The organism is Synechococcus sp. Nb3U1 (assembly GCF_021533835.1).
Classification (GTDB): domain Bacteria; phylum Cyanobacteriota; class Cyanobacteriia; order Thermostichales; family Thermostichaceae; genus Thermostichus.
In genome coordinates this window covers 24,982-48,290 of record NZ_JAKFYQ010000004.1, presented here as the reverse complement: position 1 = coordinate 48,290, position 23,309 = coordinate 24,982, and the positions used below count along the sequence as shown (strand labels likewise).

Here is a 23,309-nt window from a genome sequence, read left to right as displayed (position 1 = left end):
CCCATTGTAGAGGGACGTGTTTGCCTCAGTTTCTCAAGGCAGCTGCATGATGGCGCAGGTAATCGTCGATGAAGCTGGCGATGAAGTAGTAGCTGTGATCGTAACCAGATTGGTAGCGCAGGGTTAGAGATTTCCCCGCCTCGGCACAAGCGGCTTGAAACTTTTCTGGCAACAACTGCTGCTGAGCCAAAAAGGGATCCACCGCTCCTTGATCGATCAGAATGGGTCGATCCCACTGGGAACTGAGCACCAACTGGCTGGCATCGTAGGCTTTCCAGGATTCACGGTTGGATCCCAGATAGCCTGTAAAAGCTTTTTGACCCCAAGGGCACTGCATCGGCGCGGCAATGGGCGCAAAGGCAGACACCGAACGGTACTGAGTCGGGTTGCGCAGCGCACAGACCAGTGCCCCATGTCCTCCCATCGAATGGCCAAAAATGCCCTGTCGATTTGGATCTGCTGGGAAATGGGCCTGGATGAGGGCTGGCAGCTCTTGGGTGACGTAGCTGTACATCTGGTAGTGAGCCTGCCAGGGATCCTGAGTGGCATCCACATAAAAGCTGGCTCCAGCCCCAAAATCCCAGTTCTCGGTTTCACCCGTTAGGCCCAAATGGCGCGGACTGGTATCGGGGGCCACCAACAGCAAACCCAACTCTGCTGCCAGCCGTTGGGCTCCAGCCTTAACCATAAAATTCTCTTCGGTACACGTGAGACCCGACAACCAGTAGAGCACCGGCAGGGATCCCCTCTGGGCCGGCAGATATACCGAAAAACGCATCTCCGTTCGGCATCTCTGCGAGACATGGCGATAAAACTCGACCCTGCCCCCAAAACACCCGTGCTGCTGTAGCCGTTCTACCGAGTGAGTCACGTCCGACATTGCTTCTGGTTCCCTGACTGGACAAGTGCCCGCCACATCTTACCCAGCTTCGGTTACCCCATTCTGGGTTGGGGGTGAAATCTACCCCACCACCCGCTCTTCTGGGCCGCCATCTTCTCGGAAGCGATAGTAATAGCCCTCATCGGCAAAATCCTGTTCTTCCAGCACGTGCAAAAACAAGCGGCGCTGGAGACACTCTTGGCCCACCTGTACCGCCTCAGGACGGCTGATCTGAAAATGGCCCGCCAACCAGGCCACGGCATCCAAGCCGACAAAGCACTTCTCAAACTTACGCAGCCGCCACCGTCGATCCTCCACGCGAATGCCACGCCGCATCAGTCGACAGGTGGTTTCCAGGAACTTATCGTAGGGTACAGCCACCAACTGCGGTTGATGAAGGGCGAGACGATACCCATGCACGTCTTGAATCAATACACAAAATTCCCGTTCCTCTAGAGGATGTTCCAGGCGACTCCGGCATTGCTCTATGGCCTCCTCTAGGTCGGTTCCTAATAGCCGCTCGAAATAATAGCACTGATTTTGAAAGATCAGCCCCAAGACCGGATGCGGGAGCCCTGGCCGAAGCACTCCGCTGCGTTGATATTCGTGGGGTTGCAGCAGCAGAACCCGATCCCGCTTATCTCCGAACAGATCGGTGCTTTTCGGACTGACGGTGCTGGTTTTGATGCTGCGGTACTCCAGCGACTCGGCATACAGCCCGATCTCTTCTTCGGCCATTTCGCGGCGGTAGTAGCGAGCTTTGGTATCGGGGCCAAACTCGATCAAATCCCCATCTTCCAAATCCTGGGAGGTACAAGGGATCCCATTCAGCCGGATCCCGTTAGTGCTCCGTTTGCCCTCGGCATTGCCATCCAAAATGCGGTAGCGATAACCAGAACTGGCCGGAACCCTCAGCAGCAGCGCATGTTGCCGGGAAATGGAGCTAGAGTGCAGGGGAATGGAATTTTGCAGGTCCCGTCCCAAAGAATAGGTGGCCGCATCCAAGATCAGGGCTCGCCGCCCCTGTGTGTCATCTAGCACCAACACATGACGCAACTGCGGGGATCCAGAACTGGCCATGCCCAACCCTCCTACAAGGCATCAGGGACACAAGTGCTACTAGGGTCAACCCGTGTAAGGCAGCAATGTGTATTTTTTCACGTCTGAGTCTATTTTGCTACAAACGAACCCCAGATGGCTGAGATGGGCCTAAGAGTTGGCTGAAGCCTTTCTTAAAGCCTTTCTAAATAACAGAAAAGGGTGCGAATAGGATGGTTCTTTCCGCAAGGGCTCCCTAGCTAATCTTCCGCATCTAGAATGCGGGGCACTTTGAAAAAAGTATCGGCGCGGTCGGGGGCATTGGCCAGGATCCCTTCGATATCCGGGTAGGGCTGGATCTCATCCGGGCGAGTGGGCAATTCCATATCCAAGATGTGGAAGGTAGGCTCTACTCCCTCCGTATCCAGCTCCTTCAGCTGCTCCACGTAGGCCAAAATATCTGCTAGCTGCTCTGTAAATTGGATCTCCTCTTCTTCACTTAGCTCCAGACGAGCCAAATGAGCGACATGTTGTACCTCTTCTCGTTTCAGCATCAGCCCCTCTGCCGCATCGGTTACTAAGTTAACCCATTTCCCTGTAGCCGTGTTGTTTAGTACACTTCTAGGTTGGCTCGCCCGGTGATTTTCAGCCAATTTTGCGCCTCGATGTAGTTGTTAGGGGCAATGCGGATGGCGCGGATCCAGTACTGGGCGGCTTCATCAAACAAGGATTCTGCCGTTTCTTCATCCCCAGCTTCTAGGCTGGCTTCGCCCCGATGGTGTAGCAGGACGGCTATGTTGTTCAACGCAGAGCACAACCGCGGGTTCAGCTCCAGTGCCTGTTGGTAGTGGTCGAGGGCTTTGTCGATCTCGCCGTTGCTTTGGTAGATCAAGCCCATGTTGTAGAGAATGTAGCTGCGGTCTTCTTCCCCTTCTTCTAAGGTAAGGGCTTCTTTGTAGTTATCCAGGGCTTCGGCGTATTCTCCATCCCCCTGGGCGGCCATGCCATCCCGGTAGTAGGCAAAGGCTTTTTTCTGGTCGGAACTCACCCCCGGCATTAGCTTCAGGATCAAATCCGCCATGACAGTGAAGCTCTTATCGATGAAGTTGTCGTTCTTCATGCTGCGCGGCATGGTTGACCTCTTGGGTTAGAGATGGGATCTTTCACACTCTTGCGTTTTATCATGCGCAGGCCGAGATTCCCTATAAACCTCCGCCTAGCTTCATGAAGTGATATCCAATTAGACCCTCACAGGGATCCGGAATGGAGAGGGTTTGAGGTTCGCTTGTTCAGGCGCACAGGGTGCCACTGCAGGGTCTCGCCGGGGGAAACTTCTACTTCACAAGCCGTATCGATCAGCCGTTGCGCTTGCGCTTGAGAGGTGGGGTAACGGGCCAGATCGGCATCGACGAGGTGGGGATGTTCCTGCAACAACTGCTCGAGAAACTCCTGTAACTCCTCAGGGCTGAGAAATTGCTCCGGTAATCCTGGCATCAACAACACATAATGGCTAGCGGCACGTAGCTGTTCGGGCTCGTAGTCTGACATGAGCGAATCCAGTCTATCTTTCTCATCATGCGCCAACTTCCTGCAGTTGCCCTGATATCCTTGAAGGAGTTTTCGCAACTCCTGCGGCTTTGTTGTTCGATCTTCTTTTTGCTCTATGACCCAGCCACGTACCTTCTCTGGCATTCAGCCCTCCGGTGAACTGCACTTGGGCAATTACTTGGGGGCGATTAAAAACTGGGTGGCCGAGCAGGAACACTACGAAAACTTCTTTTGCATTGTCGATCAGCACGCCATCACCGTTCCCCAGGATCCGAAGCTGTTGGGGGAGCGTACCCGCTCGCTATTTGCCCTTTATTTGGCCTGTGGTCTCAGCCTGGAGCATTGTGTGCTGTTTGTGCAGTCGCATGTGGCTGCTCATACCGAATTGGCTTGGCTGTTCAACACGATCACCCCGATGAACTGGGCCGAGCGCATGATCCAGTACAAAGAGAAAAAAGAGAAACAGGGGGAAGAGACCAGTGTCGGACTCTTCAGCTACCCGATTTTGCAAGCAGCGGATATTTTGCTCTATCAGCCTAAGTATGTGCCGGTTGGGGAGGATCAACGACAGCACATTGAGCTGAGTCGGGATATCGCCCGTCGCTTTAACGACCGCTTCGGGGAGGTGTTTCGCATCCCGGAGGCCCTGATTCGGGAAGATGGAGCCCGGGTGATGAGCCTGACGGATGGCACCCGCAAGATGTCCAAATCGGATCCCTCCGATTTGAGCCGCATCAACCTGCTGGATGATCCCGATACAATCCGCAAAAAAATTCAGAAGTGCAAAACCGACCCGATTCGCGGCATTACCTTCGACGATCCGACCCGTCCAGAGGCCAATAATCTGCTCACCATTTACCTGCTCACCTCCGGTAAGAGCAAAGAAGCGGTAACGGCTGAGTGTGCCGAGATGGGGTGGGGACAGTTCAAACCGCTCCTCACCGACAGCATCGTTGCTGCCCTAGATCCCATTCAGCAGCGCTATCAGGAGCTCTGGCGTAACCCCGACCATTTACTCTTTCTGATGCGGGAAAACGCCGCCAAAGCCCGCGCCATTGCCAATCAAACGCTGCAAACGGTTCGGGATGCCATGGGGTTCTTGCCTGCTTAAGGGATCCCTACAAAAGCCCTTGCTCCTCCCTCAGTCTGGGTTGCCATCCCGAATTTCGACGGTGCTCACCACCCAACCTAAGCCTAGCTCGGCGAGGATCCCTTTCCAGCCCAGGCGCAGCCGGTTCTGCCATTCTTGGCGGTGGTTGATCAAATAGACACAGATGAGGGTAATGCCCACCCCTAGCCATTGCAACTGCGTCAGGGATTCCCCCAAGAAGGTGCTGCCAAACAGAAGGGCAAAGACAGGGGTGAGAAAAGTGAGGGAGCTGAATTCGGTGAGGTTCTCCTGAGAGGCAAAGTAGAAAAAGAGGGCATAGGCCAGTGCACTACCCAGCACAGACGCATAGAGCAAGCCCAACCAATGGGATCCGCTCAACTCCTGCCACTGTTGAGTTTCCGTCAGCCCCGAGAGCAGAATCAAAGGCAGGCTGCCCAACACCATGTGCCAACCCGTCGCCAAGACTGGATCGGCGACTTCCGCCACCTTCGGCATCATCACGGTGCCAATCGCCATCGACAAAGAGGCCATCAACATCCAGATCACGCCGGAGTTCAGTTGCAGGGATCCCTCCCCGGATAGGCCAATGATACCAATGCCCACGACCCCGACCCCTAAGCTGAGCCAGCCCAGGGATCCCATCCGTTCCCGATAGAACCAGGTGGCCATCAAAGCTACCGCCAGCGGTTGGGAGTCGATCAAGACAGAACCTAGCCCAGCGCCTGTTTCGGTTAACCCTTGAGCCAAAAATCCCTGAAAACAGGTGCCATCCACTAGGGCAAAAGCCAACACCCACAGCCAGCCCCGTAGCCCCTGGGGATGCCAGGGTTTGGGGTTGGATTCAGCCTCAGAGCCGCGCCCCTGCCAAAGCCGAAAGGCCAGCACCAGGATCCCTGCTGGCAACAGCCGCAAAATGGCGATAAACAGCGGGGTCGTCTCCGCCAAGGCATCGCGCATTACCACCATGGCCGATCCCCACAGGAAGAAGGGGGCGATCATCAGCAGGCGCTGCCAGATAGGCTGAGAAAACGTGACAAATTGGGGCATGAGTGCTTAAAACTTGGGGACAGAAGTTACCCCCTATGTTAAGCGCTAAAGCAGTTCGGTTACAAATCTTAATGATTGATGGATGGCCATGGGATCCCTAGAGGGCTTTCTCAACCTGGATAAACCGGCGGGGTTCACCTCCCACGATGGTGTGGCGATAGTGCGGCGGGTCTTGCGCACGCGCAAGGTGGGGCATGGGGGCACCCTTGATCCGGCGGCGACTGGGGTTTTGCCGATTGCGGTGGGGCGGGCGACGCGATTTCTGTCCTTTTTGCCGGGGGAGAAAGTGTATCGGGCCACCTTCCGCCTGGGGCAACGCAGCGATACCGACGATGCCGAAGGACAGATCCAGGTGGGATCCCCTTGTGCTGAGCTGGGCCGGGAGTTGGTGGAGCAGGCTTTGCGGGAGTTTGTCGGCAAGATTTTACAGGTGCCCCCCCTCTACAGTGCCGTTAAACGGCAGGGCAAAAAGCTCTATCAGTTGGCGCGTGCCGGTGTGGAAGCCTCTGAATTGCAACTCGAACCTCGCCCCGTCAGCATTCACCAACTGCACCTGCTGGACTGGCGGCCCGGAGACTTCCCCGAAATGGATCTAGAGATCACCTGCGGGTCGGGTACCTACATCCGGGCTATTGCCCGCGATTTGGGAGAGAAATTGGGCTGTGGGGGCCTGATGAGCCGGTTGCGGCGCTTACAAAGTGGCCCATTCCGGATTGAGCAGAGTGTGTCTTTAGATACATGGCAGGGATCCGCGGATCCCACCGCTGCGCTCTGGCCGATTGAAACCGGATTTTTGCACTGGGATCCGATCCAGTTGTCCCCAGATATGGCCCACCGCTGGCAGCAGGGTCAGGGGGTTGACGTGGGATCCCTCACCCCGGCTTCAGAAAACCTACGCGTGCAGGGGAGCGATGGCGAGTTTTTGGGTTTGGGTCACTGCCAAGAGGCACGGCTCAAGCCCCTGCGGGTGTTGTTGCCGGATCCCTGAATTGTTGCAGAAATGTTACATTTTCGTAACAACATTTGCTATTCTCTCAGGGCACAGCCGGCAAGAAACCCCTGCATGTTAAACTTCTGAGGGCGAATTGGAAGCCTGGGGCATTGCGGTTGCTGGGCTCCGGCTCGATTTTCCGAGGTTTGCATTCGGATCCCGCTTAGCAAAATCTCTTCTCATTTTTTCATCTCAGCCGATTCAATAAAAGACGCTACAGGAACGGAGTTTGGGATATGCGTGATGCTGTGACCACACTGATCAAAACCTACGACCTGACAGGCCGCTACCTTGATCGGGATGCGATGGATGCCCTCAAGTCTTTTTATGACTCGGGGCTACGGCGCATTAAGGCAGTGAACGTGATCAATCTCAACTCGGTGGATATCGTCAAGACGGCTGCTGCGGGCATGTTCGCCCAAGTACCGGATTTGATTCGTCCGGGGGGCAATGCCTATACCACCCGCCGCTATGCCACCTGTTTGCGGGATATGGACTACTATCTGCGCTATGCTTCTTATGCTCTGGTGGCTGCCGATACCAGCATTTTGGATGAGCGGGTGCTAGCGGGGTTGCGGGAAACCTACAACTCCCTTGGCGTGCCGATTGCCCCAACGGTGATCGGCATTCAGAACATGAAAGGGCGCACCCTGGAGCTGCTGGGATCCGACGAAGACTACAGCTTTGTGGCCGAGCCCTTCGACTACCTGAGCGACGGACTGAGCGAGACCGATATTTGAGCTTGGAGCGCTCGCTCTCAACCCAAACCCCACCCCTACTGTGGCCAAGCGGTGCGTATCCGCCGAGATACCCCTTTCTATCGCTACAGGGGAACTTGGAAAGCCTAGGTGCCCAGGATCCCGTTCAAGCTAAGGTAAGGGCAGCCTTCACCCGAAGGGAGGGATCCCAGACAATGCCCATTTTGGATCCAGAGCGTTCCTACACGTTCTCCCAATATTTTGAGCTACGCTTTGATCCGGCAGATATTTTGGCCGAACTCTCCGTCACCCTGGAACGGCGCTATCTGCAGGATTTGCCCTATGCTTGGCCGGAGTCTTTGGCGGTGGGGGCTACTGCTCTGCGCCAGAGTATGTTGCAATACTTGCCGAAAGCTGCTCTAACCAGCAAGATGGCACGGCGGGAACTGTTGATCAGCCCCGTTCTGACCATGTTACTGGAATGCTTACCCCTACAACTGAGCATTGAATACGGCATTGAGGTGAATCGCTTTTTGAAAGGGGAAGTCGACTATCTCTTGCGCGGCGAGCAGCAGATGATCGTGATTGAGGCTAAGGGGGCAGATCTCAGCCGGGGTGCGACTCAATTGGCGGTGGAGTTGATTGCTTTTGATCTCTGGCTGGAGCAGCGGGGGCAGCTCCCAGAAGTCCCCACCCTCTACGGAGCTGTAACCACTGGGGATATCTGGCAGTTTTGTCTCTACCAACGGCGTGATCATCACATTGTGCAAGACCTTAACCTTTACCGGATCCCGGCAGACCTAGAACAGGTGATGGGCATTCTCAGCGGCATTGTCCTCTGAGCGATCACGGATTCCTCCCCACCCTCCCGCTCATCTCCGCAAGGGCTACCCCACCCATCCACTGCCCAGCCAACCCAATCCGCCTCCCGCCAGCACCAACAACCAAGTGGGCAGCTTCAAGCGCATCAACCCCACCAACGCTGCTACCCCAAGCACAGCCACCCAAGAGGCCGCAATTGTCTCTTGGAGCAGGGCATTTTGGGCCAACGGGATCGTTGCTGCTGCAATCGCCCCCAGCGCCGTTGGGGTGATCGCCTGCAGGGATCCCTTCACCCAAGCATTACGCCGCACCCGCAGCAAAACCGGAGCTGCCAATAGAATAAACGCAAAAGAAGGGGCAAAAATCGCCACTGTTGCCGTCAGGGCCCCCAACACCCCCGCCACCTTGTAGCCGATAAAGGCCGCCGTCAGCACCACGGGGCCAGGGGTAAACTGTCCAATCGCCACCCCATCCAAAAACTCCGCCGGAGTGAGCCAGCCTAGCTGCTCCACCACCTCTTCAGCAATGAAGGGGATAATCACCAGACCCCCCCCGAAAATGGCACTGCCCACCTTCAGGAAAAACAGCGTCATCGGCCAAAAGTAGGTGCCAATGCGCTCTAGGCCCCAAAAACTACTTAGAGTGAGGGTTTCCGGCGGAACTGTTGCCACCACCGTCTGGGCCAACGTCGTCACAGGCCAAGGGAGTAAACCGGGGATCCCTGGCAAAGGACTGCGCGGCCCGTACAGCAGTAGCCCCACCAGGGCCGCCAACCCAAACAGCAGCAAGATATTCACCCCCCCGAACAGCAGCAGGGCAAAAGCCGCTACCGCGATCAGCCCCCGGCTCCAATCCTTGATAGCCTTGCGGCCCAGCTTCCAACAAAAAGCCAGAATAATGGCGATCACCACCGGGGCTACCCCAAAAAACACCCCCTGGAGCTGGGGTACGCCCTGAAAGCGAAAGTAAAGCCAAGAAAAAATTACCTCGATCACAAAGGCCGGGGCGATAAAGCACAAACCCGCCACCACCGCCCCCAACCCACCCGCCCGCACATAGCCGACATAAATACTCATTTGGGTAGAAGCCGGCCCCGGCAACATCTCACACAGGCCCACCCCTTCCGTGAATTGTTCCTGGCTCATCCAGCCCCGCCGCGTCACCGCCTCGTCGTTTTGCATGGCGATATGGGCCTGTGGGCCACCGAAACCCAGGGATCCCAGCCGGAGAAATACTTCAGCGATCTCCTTGAGGCGGGTCGAGAGGGGAGGGAATGCCTCGGGCGGCTCGTTCTCAACCACAAGGGACTGACTGGGGGAAGGCTCAGAAGACATCGGCAAGTCTCGACCTCCGGCTCACTGGCGCAAACGGCAACACAACCCAGCTCATCCTGCCATCGGTTCGGGATCCCTTCAAGACGCCAGGAACACACGCCCCTGCTAACCCTTCACCGATCCGGCCAAAAGGCCCCGCACAAAGTAGCGCTGCAGCGAGAAAAACACCAACAACGGGATCACCATAGTGATAAAAGCGCCCGCCGTGAGAATGTGCCAGTCTTGCCCACGGGATCCCACCAATTCCGAGAGGCGCGCCGTCACCACCGCCACATCCGGGCGGGTGCCCAAAAACACCAGCGCCACCAACAGGTCATTCCAAGTCCAGAGAAACTGAAAAATGGCGAACGAAGCAATGGCCGGCAAAGACAGGGGCACCACCAAGCGGCTAAAGGTGGAGAAATGCCCCGCCCCATCCACAGCTGCTGACTCGATGATCTCCTTCGGCAAGCCCGCTATTGAGCTGTGGAGCAAATAAATGGCCAAGGGCAAGCCAAACCCCGTATGGGCCAGCCAGATCCCCAAAAAGGTGCCATTCAAGCCCATCTGGGTATAGATCCGCAGCATCGGGATCAGCGACATCTGCAGCGGTACCACCATCAGGGCGACAATCCCAGCGAAGATCCAGCGTCGCCCCGGAAACTGCATCCAGGCCAAAGCATAGGCTGCAAAAGCCGCGATCGTAATCGGGATTACCGTGGCCGGGATCGACACCAGCAGGCTGTTCAAAAAAGCTCGCCCCATGCCATCGGAGGTGAGCACCAACTGGTAGTTGTCCAAAGTCCATTGGGTGAACTCAAACGGATGGGCAAACACCGTCCACCAACCGGAGCTTGTAATGGCGCTGCGCTGCCGAAAAGAGCTGATCAACAAGCCCGCCGTCGGTAAGGTCCACAGAAAGCACAGGAACAGAATCAAGGCCCGCAACGGGATCCCTTGCAACCCCCGCCGGAGGGCAGAAGAACGGGCTGGGTGAGCTGAAGTGGCTGGCGTCATGGTGGGCAAAGGCTGAAAGGAAAAGGAGTCTGAAATAAGGATGTGAAAAGTGCTGCAAAAAAAGCTACTGGGCACGTCGCCAACTGCGAATATTGCCAATCATCACCGGGAGCACCGCAATCAACAGGATTACCGCCAGGGCACTGCCCCGTCCAAAGTGGCGGAAGCGGAACATCTCCGAGTACATGCGATTGGCGATCACCTCGGTGCCAAACTGGCCGCTGGTCATGACGTAGACGATATCGAACACCTTCAGCACCAGAATCACCACCGTAGTGGCCACCGTCATCACTGTTTTGCTGACGTAGGGGATGATCACCTGAAAGAAGATCTCGATCTCGTTGGCCCCGTCGATGCGGGCTGCCTCCAGGAGTTCGCTGGGCACAGATTTCACCGCTGCCGACAAAATCACCATGCAAAAGCCCGTCTGCAGCCAGATCATGATCACGATCAGGGCAAAGGTATTCAGGGGTTGCGTTTGTAGCCAGCCGATCGGGTTGCCGCCCAGCCCCGTCCAAATGGCATTGAGCAGGCCGATCTGCGGTCGCCCCGGCGGTTGAAAGGCGTACATAAAGCGCCAAATCACACTAGCCCCAACAAAAGAGATCGCCATCGGTAAAAAGATCAGCGACTTGGCCAGTGGCTCCCAACGCACCCGATCCACCAAGACGGCGATCAGCAAACCCAAGGAAACGCTGATCCCGGTGACCAACACCAGCCAGAGCAGGTTGTTGCGAAAGGCGATCAACATGGTGCGGTCGGTAAAGGCAAATTGGTAGTTCTGCCAGCCCACCCAGCGCTGGGAACGGGCATCCAAAAAACTTAAGTAAAGGGTTTGCACCGTGGGGAAAACTAGATAGGCAAACAACAGCAGCAGCCCCGGCCCCACAAAAATGTAGGGCCGGATCCGCTCTGCCCAGAGCCGCGGAAAGCGCGATACCAAATCGTTGGCTAGAAAAAAGAGCGTCCAAACCCCCAGCACCCCGATCGCCAGAGCCACCAGCAGCAATTGCCAGGCGGGCGCGTTCGGATCCCTCATGAACCCGGTACTCCAGCCAAAGGCGGCGAAAATGGCGGTTAACCCCAAAATAGGTCGCAAGATGCGAGCCGGTTGACTGTCCAGTAGGCTGCTCTCTTCAGCGGTACTTGCCCCTTGCATGTATTCTGTATCTCCCAATTCAAATCCAGCCCAGATGCTGGAGGTCAACGATGAGCTGGGTTAGTCCTGGGGCCAACTGCGCTGGATCTCTAGCAGCACCGTATCCAAATCCCGCCCGCTGAGGTAATCCACGATCCCTGTCCAGAAGGTGCCTGTCCCAACCGCCCCTGGCATCATGTCGGAGCCATCGAAGCGGAAGGTGTCGGCATCCCGCAGCAGTTCTGCTTGCGCACGGGTGAGATCGTCCGGGTACCAATCCAAATCGGCATCATTGTGGGGAGAGAGGAACCCCCCTGCTTCCGCCCAGGCTCGTCCTGCTTCTGCTGTGGTCAGGTATTCCATCACCTGCCGTACTTCCGGGCGGTCGTTGACCATCGACATCACGTCCCCAGCGCCCATCACGGGGCGACCATGCTCGGGGTTGATCGGCGGCAGATAGAAAAAGTCGATATCGCGGCCTGGCTCTACTTCTGGGGGCAAAAACACCGGCAAAAAGCTGGCCTGACGGTGCAGGTAGCAACCGGGCGGCTCCTCAAACATCGGGTTGGCGGCATCCCCAAAGGGTGTGGTGAGAATGCCCACGGTGCCCCCCAACACGTAGTCGGGGTTGAGCCAGATCTCGCCCATTTTCTCAAAAGCTTCTTTCACCCGTGGGTCGTTGAAGGGGATTTCGTTGCTCACCCATTGGTCGTAAACTTCTGGGCCAGAGGTACGCAGCAGAATATCTTCAATCCAATCGGTGCCTACCCAACCAGTGGCGCCGCTACTCTCGATGCCGATACACCAGGGGGTACCCCCATCCGCCACAATTTGATCCGATAAGGCCAGCAGCTCATCCCAAGTTTCCGGGATTTCGTAGCCTGCTTCCTCAAACTGCGGCACCGGGTACCACACTAAGCTCTTGACAGAAGCGCGATACCACACCCCCACCAGGGTGTCATCAACGGTGCCCAAATCCAGCCAGAAGGAACGATACCCTTGGCTGAGTTGTTGGCTATCCAACACTTCCCCCAGATCCACTAGGCGGCCTTCACGGGCATATTCCACCATCAAACCCGGCTGCGGAAAGGCGATGATATCCGGGGGATCCCCTCCTTCCATGCGCACCGTGATCAGGGTTTCAAAGTCGCCGGAGCCTTCGTATTCCACCTGAATGCCAGTCTGTTCCTCAAAAGGCCGCATCGAGGCTTCAAAACGCCGGGCATCTTCTTCCACAAATGCACCGAAAATGGTGACCCGTTGTCTTGCCCCTGCGGTATCCGGTTGCTGAGGTTGCGGGGCACAGGCGAAAAGGGAGGTGGCAAGAACTAAGCTCAGGCTGAGGGATAGGGGCCGAGGGGTGGGGTTCATCAGTAGAGACTCCTATATGCAAATCGGGGCAATCGTGTTTGGCCGGCATGCCGCAGATAGGTTACGCCAACCTGCCGACGGTGTAGAACTATGCCTTCTAGAGAAGGGGTAAAAAAACAAGGATTGCCCACACCGACAGAACAAAACCTCAAATGCTACTGCTCGCTTTCTTTGCTGGAAAAGCATTCTGAGGCAATATAAAACAATTCTATCGAACTCGCCTTGATGTTTCTGAGGATGCTTATTAATCCTTCATTAAAATCAGGAATTCCGATACAAAATCAATCCCTTAGTGGGGTTTGCAATGTCAACGCTCTAGGCTGAGCAACCACTGCTCTAGGGCGCGGATCGGGGCGGGATCCCGGTAGACCCGGTGTTGCCGTTCTTGCACCTGTTGGCGAATCTGTGCTCGCCAGGTTGGATCGGTTCCCAGGCGGGCGGCAATGTGAACGTACTCCTCCGGGCTGTGGGCGATGGTGTCCGGGATCCCCATCTGCTGCAGGATGGCGTAGCTGTGGCGGCCTCGCATCAGGGATCCGGGCAGAGTGACAACCGGTAGGCCGTAGGGCAGGGCTTCCAGAGTAGTGTTGCCCCCTGACCAGCCGATGCTATCCAGGTAAATATCGCCGAGGGCGTTGTAGGCAGCATATTGCCCCGGATCCAATTCCGGCAGCAGCAGCACATGGTCTTCTGCCCGCAGTCCAGCGGTTTCAAAGACTCGTTGCATCCGTTGCCAAAAGCGCTCCCGCAGCCCTTGAGAAAATCGCCCGCGCAAAAATAAAAATTGACAGTCTTTCACTTCAGCCGCGATGCGGGGAAGCACCCAGTCGTATTGGGGCAGGTATTTGAATAGGGACTGAGCGCAGAGGTAGAGGATTTTGTGGCGTTCTACCCCCCAGGCTTCCCAGTTCACCGCCACCGGCTGCGTTTCCAGGGGCACATAGTAGGTGCCGATCCCCGGCAGAGGGATCCTCTGTTCGCAGTAGTGGGTGGCCCCATCTTCCGGTTCCATCAGCTGGCTGCTTAAGAAAACATCCATCGTCGGTAGTCCGGAGGTTTCGGGATGTCCCCAAGCCATGGCTTGAACGGGTGCCAGTGGCAGGGTGGCCAAACGAGCACACATGGGGTCGATTCCCACTTCGGGGTAGAGGAGCACATCCAGCTGGGCCGAGCGGATCTGAGTCTGCCAGTCCTCGAAACTACGGGATCCGGCCAGGAACTGCTCGAAGCGTTGTGGTAGAGATTGGGTGATCTCGTCTTGGATATCTGAGGTGTGAAAGCCGTAAAGGGCGAACTGGTTTCGATCCAAGGCCTCCACCCAGCCACGGGTGATGATCTTCCACACCGAGTGATCCCGAAACAGCCCCGAGACGATCCCAACCCGCAGCTGGCCTTGGCGCTGGGTCTGGGGGGTGGGCGGGTGGGGATAACGGGCCGCCATCACCGTGTGAATTAGGGATCCGTATATCTGTTGCAGCTCGCGGTCGTTCTGGCCTTGGTAGGGCAGAAAAAACGGTTGTACCGAGCCGATCCCGGCGGCAGCCCGTTCCAGTAGACGGGGATCCCGCAGCAGCGGTTCTAGCGTCCCTTTCACGTGCAGGAGGGCTTGGCGGTATTGCTCCCGTGCCGTCCAAATGTGCTGTTCCTCCTCATACAGAAGGGGCAACTGGCTGATGCACCACCCCAACCCAGCGGCCAAATCGGCGGGATCCCGCTCCCAAAGTTGGCGAAACAGCTCGGCAGCTGCGGGTTCTTGGCCACAGTCGCGCAAGATGATCGCCAAAGTATAGGCGGCATCGGCAAACTCCGGTTGGAACTTCAGGGCTTGTGCCAAGGGATCCCGTGCAGCTTCCAACTGCCCCTGCTGCCGCAATACCAGCCCGATCTGATAAAGCGTTTCTGGATCCGGCCCCCCTTGCTCTAGGGCTTGTCGAAAGTGGGTTTCTGCCTCGGCCAGTCGGCCTGCTTGCTTGAGGGCAATCCCCAAATTGAAATGGGCATCGGGGAATTGGGGTTGCTGGGCGATCGCTTGACGGATCAACTGAATGGCGATATCCAGGGATCCCTGTTGTTGCCGACAAACTCCCAAGAGATGCAGCACCTCTGGGTGGTTGGGGGATTTTCCCAAAATCCACTCGTAGAGAGGGATAGCCTGGAGCAGTTGCCCCGCCTGATGGTGGCTAACGGCCCGTGTCAAAACAGATTCGATGGAAAAAGATGGGGATCCCTTGGGAGCCGGTGATTTTCCAAAGCCTTTCCCCCCTTTAGTGGACATGCTGCAGCCAGGCTTTCAAATCAGCAACCGGCAACTGGCTCAGTTGAGTTGCTTGGGCAGGAACCCAAGATCTGAACTTACGGCGCAACAGACCCAGGGCCAGCTTTGCTCGTCGTTGTTGAAGTTGAACCCCCTGCAGGAGTGCCGGTTGGATCCCTTCTTGGATCCCATTCTTGCGGCCAAGGCAGGGTTGCCCCCAATCTTCCCTTATCAACATCTCCCCAATCTCCTCCCGAGCTACGCGAGGAAACTTGTCTACCCCCCTCGACCTACCCATTGGGGAAATTGAGGAAGCCTGCCAAAGCCGGCGCAATCGGTAGCAGGGTCATCACCATCAAAAACAGGGCTAATAACGCCAAAGCATCCCGTTGTCCATCGGTTTCGCTGATCTCATCCTGAGGGGGGCGCTCCGGCTCACGGGCAATAAACAGGATCAGCAAGGCCCAGTACAAAGCCAAAACATTGCTAAAGGACGCCACTGCCAACGCGATCAAGGTGATGAACGTGGCCCGAGCCGCCGTCTTGCGTCCATACACCGCCTGCATGATCCGTCCGCCATCCAACTGACCGGTAGGCAACAGGCTCAAAGCCGTGATCCCAAGGCCAATCCACCCCACCGCCACCAGCGGGTGAATGGCGATCACCTCTGATTGAAACTCGCCCCCCAACACCAAGCGCGCCAGGGTTCCCACCAGAATCGAGCTGCGGAACAGATCCGTGGGCACATACAGGCCCGCCGAACCGGATAACAACAGCCCTATCAACAACACCAGCAGAGAGAGCAACCCGCCCGCCGCTGGCCCAGCAAAGGCAATATCGAAGAGGGCTTTGCGGTTGGGTACCGGCGACTCAATCCGATTCAGGGATCCCAGCGTGCCGATGCCAAAACTGGGAATGACAAAAGCAGGGCTGAGGCGTACTCCATACTTTCCCGCCATCCAACGATGGCCCGCCTCGTGCACGAGCAAGGTCGCGAGGATCCCCACCGAGACGGGCAAAGCCTCCACCCAGCGTCCTGGCGCATCCAGCAGGCGGAAGCCAAACAGATTTGCCCCCACCTCCAATGTGGCGATAAAGCTAAAGAACAGCAGTGCTCCCGCCAGAATCTTGGCTCCTGTAGAAGCCCGGTAGTTGACGATCTCATCCGGCAGCACCACCACAGCCGGTTTTTCCGAGGGATCCTCCACCAAAAACAGTTGGTAGCGATTGCCCACCCGCTCCTTCAACTTATCGATCAACAGGGGTAAAACCACCTCTGGATCCTGGCGCAGATTGCCCTTAAAGATCGCCCCTTCTCCGTAGGGGATAGTTTCTGTGGCAAAAAAAGTATCAATGCCAAAAATCGACTGAATCGCTTGTAAGTCCTCGGCAGAAAGACGGTGGGGAACGGCCTCTGAAGAAGCAGTGTCGAGCTTTCGCGGTGCGTCTTCAGATCCTGCGGAGTCGGGTTGCCCCTCCATTTGACTGGCCAGTTGTTCACGGCGGGCTTGCAACTCTTGGTTTGCCAATTGCCGCGCCTTGCGCCCCACGGCGATGTAGAGCCCCGTAAAGACCAGCAACAACAACAGGAACCCGGCAAAATTGAGATAGATCCCAAACAGCAGCAGCCCCAAAAATGCCACCCATGGCAGCAACAACAGGGATCCCTGTAGCCAAACCCAGAGGGCAACGGATCCCCGCTTGCGCGCTCGCCAAAATCCCCAACCCAAAAACGCCAGCGTCGCTAACAAAAACAGGGGGGTAATCTCGGTAGCGATGTTCATGGTCTGTCTACAGTTGAGCTAGGGTTGAAGGCGGCTCAGGCAGGAACGGTAGCCCCTTGAGGAGCCGCCGGTTCAGTCTGTTCCCACAGGTGGATCCCGGCGGGCCGAGTCTTGAGCAAGAAGAGCTGCAAGAACTGATAGCCATTGGCCAAGTAGAGGGGCAACTTGCGCAGCCCTTTCAAAGGGCCAGTACCTTGGGCAATCTCTCTTAGCTTGGCATTGTTGGCTACACACCGCTGCAACCGCTCGATGAATTCAGGGTTTTCCACATCCAACACCACCGGAAATACCTTGGCCGCTTCGCGATTGGTCTTGTAGATCACCTCGACATCATAAGTGTGCGGATCCAAGCCAATCAGACGGTAGAAATCGGGGCGCTCCCCGACATCGTTCAGGTACATAGTGGCAAACACCGACAGCAAAAAGAAACGGCACCAAAGCTTGGCGATCCACCCCTTAAGGAGCTTCGGCTGGCTAGAGAGCATCAGCATAAAGAAGTCGCCGTGGCGGTTCTCGTCCTGGCACCAGTTCTTAAAGAAGTTGAAGATCGGGTAAACACGGTCTTCGGGGTGGGCTTCCAGGTGACGGTAGATGAGGATGTAACGCCAGTAGCCAATCTTCTCCGAGAGATAGGTAGCGTAGAAAATAAAGCGCGGCGCAAAATAGGTGTAAGCCTTGTTTTTGGTCAGGAAACTCAGATCCAGCGCCAGGTTGAAGTCTCCCATGGCCCGGTTCAGGAAGCCAGCATGGCGGGCCTCGTCGCGGCTCATCAACGCGAAGCACTCGGCCAAGGTGGGGTTGGTTTCCTTCAGCTTGCGAGACAGCTCCTTGTAGAGGAGAAAGCCAGAGAACTCTGCTGTACAGGAACGCTCCAGAAACTCCACGAACAACTGCCGCGACTCTGGATCCAGTTGGCTTTCCCAATCCTGAGCAAACTCTTCGCCACGGACAAAGTGATGGCGATTGTAATCTGCGCGAAACTCCTCCAACATGGCGTGAAAGTCCGCCTCTCGATCCCCCAACCCCATCTTGCCGATGGCCTCGAAGTCGGTGGTGTAGAAGCGCGGCGTCAGGATCGTTTCAGTAGGCACTCGCGCCTGAGTTTGAGTGGCTTGCAGGCTAGGACTCATAGTGATTCAGAGCTTGTGAAAAAGGCCAAGTATACTCCCGCAGTTTATCAGCCCCTTCTGCCAGCGGAGGGATAAGAAGTGTTACCGGGGGTGTTACTGGGTCTGGCACCAGGATGATCCTAACTGAGGGATCCCGCAGCCACAGCCTGCTAGATCCCACCTCTGGAGTGCCAATCGGTGCCATTTGCAGCTTCACAGGGGGTACACCTGCTAGCCAGAGCTGGATCCCTGAGGTAGAGTAATGGATATTGGGCCTGGATCATCTACCGCCGCTGGGTCTCGCATTGAGTCTCGCGCAAAAACTGTGTAAAGTGGTAGACGATATGGATTATGGCTGTATCATGTTTTTCCAGAGTCCGCAATTGTCAGGCTCATTCTTGAGTTAGGCAGTTTGTTACTTTTAGAAGGCATCGCTACAGCCAAACAGGTGTGAGGAAAAGAACAAGGAGAGAAACATGCCCGCGAAACACGCGAACTACTGGAAGACTCTGCTGGCTGGCACCCTGGGTGCAGCGGCAGTCTTGACTCCTGGAATGGCCTATGCCCAAGCTTCTGGGCCGGTCACCGCTATTTCTGAGCTTTCTGATGTACAGCCGACCGACTGGGCATTCCAAGCTCTGCAATCTTTGGTGGAGCGCTATGGCTGTATTGCTGGTTACCCTGATCGCACCTACCGTGGCAACCGGGCCATGACCCGCTTTGAGTTTGCCGCTGGTATGAATGCTTGTTTGGATCGCATCAACGAGTTGATCGCTGCTGGCTTGGCTGACAAAGTGTCTCGGGAAGACTTGGCTACCCTGCAGCGCCTGCAAGAGGAATTTGCCGCTGAATTGGCTGCCCTGCGCGGTCGTGTCGATGCCCTAGAAGCTGATGTCACCAACTTGAAGGGGAAAGTCTTCAACCCCGTCACAAAGTTGAATGCTCAGGTGATCACTGCCATTTACGGTAGTGCCCTTACCGATGATCGCATTGTGAATGGCACAACGGTTGCTGAGCAAGACCAAGCCAACATGACCCTACCCTACCGGGTGCGCTTGAACTTCGATGCTTCTTTCACCGGTCGGGATCGCTTGCGGATTCGTTTGCAAGCTCGTAACGCCGTGACCGAGTTCTTTGATGGCGATCCCGGCCCTGGTTTCGGCGGTGGTGGTGGTGGCACATTCACCCTAGCCAAGTTGATCTATCAGTTCCCGGCTTTCAATAACGCTGCTACCATTTATGCGGGCATCTCTGGTTCGGGTGTGTTCGATGTCTTCAACTATGGCACTCCTTTCGATGCCCTGTCTGACTTCGCCGATGCTCCCAACTCCACCGCTGACGTGCCCGGCGGAACCATGTTTGGCTTCCGTTTCCGCCCTGGCGATCAGTTTCGCTTGGCCTATAGCTACAGCACTACTGGCGGTCAGTCTCTGGGTAAAGGCTTTGGTGACTCGGGTCTGACGGGTGGCAATAGTGCTCATGCGGTTGAATTGGGGTTCTTGCCGACTGACACTTTGGAGCTGTACCTGCAGTTTGCTAGCACCTATGTGCAGGACGGTGACCCTGGTTTCTTGGCCAACGGCACCACCCTCTTCCGTGGGCCTCTGAGCGTGACCAATGTGTCTCACTCTGCTCGCGTTAATGCTTTCTCTGTGGCTGCCAACTGGGAGCTTAGCCCTCGTGTGATTCTGTCTGGCTGGTTCACCACTGGCAACGTGGATTACAACCTGCCCAATGTGGTTCCCGCTGGCACCATCGATCCTGGTGATGAAGACTTCAACGGATTCCTGTTCGGCTTTGCCTTCCCGGATCTGTTCATTGAAGGAGCTCAGGGTGGCGTGGTTTTCGGCCAGCCGATCGTAACCACCAGTAACGATGGCGTTTGGGATAGCCGTCCCTTCATCGTGGATGTGTACTACAGCTTCCCGGTGAACGACTACCTGACCTTAACCCCAGCTGCTTACTTTGTAAGCAATCCCAACGGCGCTCTGCCGGGTGACAACGACCCCACTATTGGCGTGGGTGCTCTGCGGGCTGTGTTCAACTTCTGATGAGTTGACTTTCTCTGCAAGTTCATAGTTGCACTGAGGGATCCGTAGCGGCACGGATCCCTTTTTTTAGGCTAGTTCCCATGAGCAAAGAGACTAAAAGGCACGCCGGTTTACAGCCTTTTCTGGCGTTATCTGATATAACAGATTCAAGTCAATCCCTTGCTCCACAAGGTTTTTAGCCTAGTCAAGGGCTTGCGTGAAATCGGAAAAGGCTGTATTGACTACAACGAGTCCTCCAAGTCAGTCTTGCTATGCAAGGGTGGAGCACCACCGTTTGCCTGACTAGAATGTAACTCTACCTAAGGTGACGCAGGCTTTGGATCACGAGGCTCCTTGTCAAGTTGGAAAATCAGAGCATTTCCAACTTTCGAGGGGATGCTTGCAAGTATTAGTTGGGCAATCCTTATGTTCTTCAGTTACTACCTTCGTGTCGGGCCGGGGAGGAAATGAGCTTATTTGTCTTCAGGGTATTCCAGCCGTTAAAGCTAGATCTAATCTTTCCAGACTGGGCTACGGAACTTCGCACCTCTGAGAAAATATCTGGTGTCTACCTACCGAATGTCTATAGGGCTTGCGCTCCCGCTACTACCTCTAAAATCTCTTGAGTAATGGCTGCTTGACGGGCTTTGTTGTAGGAGAGACCTAAAGAGCGGATTAACTCGCTGGCATTGTCGCTAGCGTTGTTCATGGCAGTCATGCGGGCTGCCAACTCACTGGCAGCTGATTCTTGTAAGGCCCGCAGTAATTGGTTATTCAAATAAAGGGGCAACAGGGCATCCAAAATCTGTACCGGATCCTGCTCAAAAATCATGTCTTGGGGGGGGGCAGAAACCGTTGCGATGACTTTGCTGCGTTCGACGGTAAATTCTCCACCGCGCACCAACAGGTTGAAAATTTCGTCGTCCTGAGTGGCCAACCGCGAGGGATCCAAGGGCAAAATGGATTGCACCACAGGGCGAGAACTAATCAAGGAGACAAAGCGGGTGTAAATCAGCTCCACCTTATCCACTTTTTCAGAAAGGAAAGCGGAGAGCAACTGATCCCCAATTTGTGCTGCTTCAGCTGCAGAAGGGATCTGAGACAAGTTCATATAGGTTTTGGCTATCGGGGCAGAGCGCCGCTGAAAATACTGCACTGCTTTGCGCCCGATCAGGTAAAGTTCCACTTGGCCACCCGCCTCCTGGACTTCCCGGATACGCTCTTCGGTGCGTTTGATGATGTTGGAATTGTAGGCCCCACACAGGCCCCGATCCCCGGACACCACCAGCAGGCCCACTGTTTGGATCGGGCGCTGTTGGAGTAGGGGCAGGTTGACATCTTCTAGCCGCAGACGGGTTTGCAGCCGATAAAACACTTGTGCCAAGCGATCCGCAAAGGGACGGGTGGCATTCACTTGTTCCTGGGCGCGCCGTACCCGAGCTGCCGCCACCAAACGCATTGCCTCGGTGATCTTGCGGGTGTTTTTGACTGACTTGATCCGATCGCGGATACCCTTCAGGTTTGCCATGACCTATCCCCTGTGCTGTGGTGAGTCTGGTGGGGATCCTCTGGGATCAATCCCCTAGGGGATCCCCGATAATGGGCGAGTGACCTCAGGCGGTTTTTGCCGAGAAGCTTTGCTTGAACTCGGTGATGGCGGTTTTGAGGATCTCTTCTGCTTCTTCCGTCAGTTGTTTGGTGGAGCGGACGATCTCGCCGAACTTGGCATGGGTGCTGTTCAGGTAGGTGAGTAGACCTTGCTTAAAGCTGGCCACTTTGTCCACCGGAATGTCATCCAGGTAGCCTCGGGTACCGGAGTAGATCACCGCCACCTGTTGATCCACCGACAGGGGAGAGTATTGTGGCTGCTTCAGCACCTCCTGCAGGCGTTGGCCACGGGCTAGTTGCTTTTGGGTTGCTTCGTCTAGGTCAGAGGCAAACTGGGCAAAAGCTTCCAAATCGCGGAACTGGGCTAACTCCACCTTGATGGAGCCGGCCACCTTTTTCATCGCTTTGGTTTGGGCGGCAGAGCCGACACGGCTGACGGAAATCCCCACGTTAATAGCAGGGCGGATCCCGGCGTTGAACAGGTCGGACTCCAGGAAGATCTGCCCATCGGTGATGGAGATGACATTGGTGGGAATGTAAGCAGACACGTCGTTGGCCTGGGTTTCCACAATCGGTAGGGCGGTCATGGATCCCTCGCCCAGTTCGGTACTCAGCTTGGCGGCCCGCTCTAATAACCGGGAGTGCAGATAAAACACATCGCCCGGATAGGCTTCCCGACCGGGTGGGCGACGCAGCAGCAACGACATTTGCCGATAGGCCACCGCCTGCTTGGAGAGGTCATCGTAGACCACCAAGGTGTGCTTGCCCTGGTACATGAAGTGCTCGGCGATGGTAGCTCCACAATAGGGAGCTAGCCACTGCAGTGGGGCAGGGCTATCGGCACCAGCGGCCACCACAATGCTGTATTCGAGGGCACCCCGCTCGGCCAGGGTTCCCACCACTTGGGCAACGGTGCTCTGTTTTTGGCCAATGGCGACGTAGATGCAAATCACATCCTGCCCTTTCTGGTTCAGGATCGTGTCCACAGCAACGGTGGTTTTGCCGGTTTGGCGGTCGCCGATAATCAGCTCCCGCTGGCCGCGACCGATGGGGATGAGGGCATCGATGGCGGTGATACCGGTTTGCAGAGGCTCGTACACGGAGCGTCGATCGATGATACCCGGGGCAGGAGATTCGATCAAGCGAGAATCGCTACAGTTGATGGGGCCCTTGCCATCGATGGGGTTGCAGAGGGGATCCACGACGCGGCCTAGGAGCGCTTCCCCGACGGGAATACTAGCAATTTTGCCGGTGGATTTGACGGTGGATCCCTCCTGAATGTTGCGCCCCGAGCCGATCAACACCGCGCCAATGTTGTCTTCTTCCAGGTTGAGGGCAATGCCGGTGGTACCATCTTCAAACTCCAGCAGTTCACTGGCCATCACCTTATCCAGGCCGTAGATGCGGGCAATGCCATCACCGACCTGCAGGACAGTCCCAACGTTGGAGACTTGCAGCTCCTGGTTGTACTGCTCAATCTGCTGCTTGATGATGGTGCTGATCTCGTCAGGGCGAATGGTAGCCATAGCAGTCCTCTAAAAGTAATTCGG

Annotated in this window: 21 protein-coding genes; 5 read left to right on the top strand and 16 right to left on the bottom strand. The window is 56.1% G+C overall.

What is annotated here, in order from left to right; translation table 11 throughout:
• Window positions 1-25: 25 nt before the first annotated feature.
• From fghA to L1047_RS16265, 5 genes are all read right to left on the bottom strand, one after another.
• Complete coding sequence (gene fghA / locus L1047_RS16285; protein WP_235280151.1) at window positions 26-880, bottom strand: S-formylglutathione hydrolase; 855 nt, start codon at window positions 878-880, stop codon at window positions 26-28.
• Between the two features lie 81 nt (window positions 881-961).
• A complete protein-coding gene (locus L1047_RS16280) occupies window positions 962-1,960 on the bottom strand; it encodes an FHA domain-containing protein (RefSeq protein WP_235280150.1) in 999 nt (332 codons plus the stop codon).
• Window positions 1,961-2,178: 218 nt separating this feature from the next.
• Window positions 2,179-2,472: an Asp-tRNA(Asn)/Glu-tRNA(Gln) amidotransferase subunit GatC gene (gene gatC, locus L1047_RS16275; protein WP_235280149.1), complete on the bottom strand. Its 294-nt coding sequence runs from the start codon at window positions 2,470-2,472 to the stop codon at window positions 2,179-2,181.
• Between the two features lie 56 nt (window positions 2,473-2,528).
• Window positions 2,529-3,050 carry a photosystem I assembly protein Ycf3 gene (locus tag L1047_RS16270; RefSeq protein ID WP_235280148.1) on the bottom strand — a complete coding sequence of 174 codons (522 nt, stop codon included), beginning with the start codon at window positions 3,048-3,050 and terminating at the stop codon, window positions 2,529-2,531.
• 116 nt (window positions 3,051-3,166) lie between these two features.
• Entirely contained in the window at window positions 3,167-3,466 is a 300-nt protein-coding gene (locus L1047_RS16265) for a chlororespiratory reduction protein 7 (protein ID WP_235280147.1), read from the bottom strand.
• A gap of 115 nt (window positions 3,467-3,581) precedes the next feature.
• Between L1047_RS16265 and trpS the strand changes: the two genes are divergently transcribed.
• Complete coding sequence (trpS, locus tag L1047_RS16260) at window positions 3,582-4,577, top strand: tryptophan--tRNA ligase (RefSeq protein WP_235280146.1); 996 nt, start codon at window positions 3,582-3,584, stop codon at window positions 4,575-4,577.
• 30 nt (window positions 4,578-4,607) lie between these two features.
• On the opposite strand, the gene L1047_RS16255 is transcribed toward trpS, so the two are convergent.
• A complete protein-coding gene (locus L1047_RS16255) occupies window positions 4,608-5,624 on the bottom strand; it encodes a DMT family transporter (RefSeq protein ID WP_235280145.1) in 1,017 nt (338 codons plus the stop codon).
• Window positions 5,625-5,706: 82 nt separating this feature from the next.
• On the opposite strand from L1047_RS16255, the gene truB reads away from it, so the two are divergent.
• The 3 genes from truB to L1047_RS16240 all read left to right on the top strand — a co-directional run bounded on the left by truB (window position 5,707) and on the right by L1047_RS16240 (window position 8,155).
• Window positions 5,707-6,612 carry a tRNA pseudouridine(55) synthase TruB gene (gene truB, locus L1047_RS16250; RefSeq protein ID WP_235280144.1) on the top strand — a complete coding sequence of 302 codons (906 nt, stop codon included), beginning with the start codon at window positions 5,707-5,709 and terminating at the stop codon, window positions 6,610-6,612.
• Between the two features lie 239 nt (window positions 6,613-6,851).
• Window positions 6,852-7,355, top strand: a complete 504-nt coding sequence (gene apcB, locus L1047_RS16245; RefSeq protein ID WP_235280143.1) for an allophycocyanin subunit beta — start codon at window positions 6,852-6,854, stop codon at window positions 7,353-7,355.
• Between the two features lie 173 nt (window positions 7,356-7,528).
• Window positions 7,529-8,155, top strand: a complete 627-nt coding sequence (locus L1047_RS16240; RefSeq protein ID WP_235280142.1) for a hypothetical protein — start codon at window positions 7,529-7,531, stop codon at window positions 8,153-8,155.
• A gap of 45 nt (window positions 8,156-8,200) precedes the next feature.
• Here the strand turns inward: L1047_RS16240 and chrA are convergent, their stop codons facing one another.
• From chrA to acsF, 8 genes are all read right to left on the bottom strand, one after another.
• The gene (gene chrA, locus L1047_RS16235) at window positions 8,201-9,469 is read right to left on the bottom strand and encodes a chromate efflux transporter (protein ID WP_235280141.1); all 1,269 of its coding nucleotides are present in this window, start codon (window positions 9,467-9,469) and stop codon (window positions 8,201-8,203) included.
• 105 nt (window positions 9,470-9,574) lie between these two features.
• Window positions 9,575-10,465 carry a carbohydrate ABC transporter permease gene (locus L1047_RS16230; protein WP_235280140.1) on the bottom strand — a complete coding sequence of 297 codons (891 nt, stop codon included), beginning with the start codon at window positions 10,463-10,465 and terminating at the stop codon, window positions 9,575-9,577.
• Between the two features lie 64 nt (window positions 10,466-10,529).
• A complete protein-coding gene (locus L1047_RS16225; protein WP_235280139.1) occupies window positions 10,530-11,624 on the bottom strand; it encodes a carbohydrate ABC transporter permease in 1,095 nt (364 codons plus the stop codon).
• 60 nt (window positions 11,625-11,684) lie between these two features.
• Window positions 11,685-12,974, bottom strand: coding sequence for an ABC transporter substrate-binding protein (locus L1047_RS16220; RefSeq protein ID WP_235280138.1), 1,290 nt, complete (start codon window positions 12,972-12,974; stop codon window positions 11,685-11,687).
• A gap of 307 nt (window positions 12,975-13,281) precedes the next feature.
• A complete protein-coding gene (locus L1047_RS16215; protein WP_235280137.1) occupies window positions 13,282-15,249 on the bottom strand; it encodes an O-linked N-acetylglucosamine transferase, SPINDLY family protein in 1,968 nt (655 codons plus the stop codon).
• On the bottom strand, window positions 15,239-15,466 hold the full coding sequence (locus tag L1047_RS16210; protein WP_235280136.1) for a hypothetical protein: 228 nt from the start codon (window positions 15,464-15,466) through the stop codon (window positions 15,239-15,241). The genes L1047_RS16215 and L1047_RS16210 overlap by 11 nt, the downstream gene beginning before the upstream one ends.
• A 52-nt stretch (window positions 15,467-15,518) precedes the next feature.
• The gene (locus L1047_RS16205; protein ID WP_235280135.1) at window positions 15,519-17,012 is read right to left on the bottom strand and encodes a site-2 protease family protein; all 1,494 of its coding nucleotides are present in this window, start codon (window positions 17,010-17,012) and stop codon (window positions 15,519-15,521) included.
• A gap of 35 nt (window positions 17,013-17,047) precedes the next feature.
• Window positions 17,048-18,142 carry a magnesium-protoporphyrin IX monomethyl ester (oxidative) cyclase gene (acsF, locus tag L1047_RS16200; protein ID WP_235280134.1) on the bottom strand — a complete coding sequence of 365 codons (1,095 nt, stop codon included), beginning with the start codon at window positions 18,140-18,142 and terminating at the stop codon, window positions 17,048-17,050.
• A gap of 455 nt (window positions 18,143-18,597) precedes the next feature.
• Here acsF and L1047_RS16195 point away from each other — a divergent pair, with 455 nt between their 5' ends.
• On the top strand, window positions 18,598-20,172 hold the full coding sequence (locus L1047_RS16195; RefSeq protein WP_235280133.1) for an iron uptake porin: 1,575 nt from the start codon (window positions 18,598-18,600) through the stop codon (window positions 20,170-20,172).
• Between the two features lie 562 nt (window positions 20,173-20,734).
• On the opposite strand, the gene L1047_RS16190 is transcribed toward L1047_RS16195, so the two are convergent.
• Both L1047_RS16190 and atpA read right to left on the bottom strand, forming a co-directional pair.
• Complete coding sequence (locus L1047_RS16190; RefSeq protein ID WP_235280132.1) at window positions 20,735-21,679, bottom strand: F0F1 ATP synthase subunit gamma; 945 nt, start codon at window positions 21,677-21,679, stop codon at window positions 20,735-20,737.
• A gap of 85 nt (window positions 21,680-21,764) precedes the next feature.
• Complete coding sequence (atpA, locus tag L1047_RS16185) at window positions 21,765-23,285, bottom strand: F0F1 ATP synthase subunit alpha (RefSeq protein WP_235280131.1); 1,521 nt, start codon at window positions 23,283-23,285, stop codon at window positions 21,765-21,767.
• Window positions 23,286-23,309: the final 24 nt, after the last annotated feature.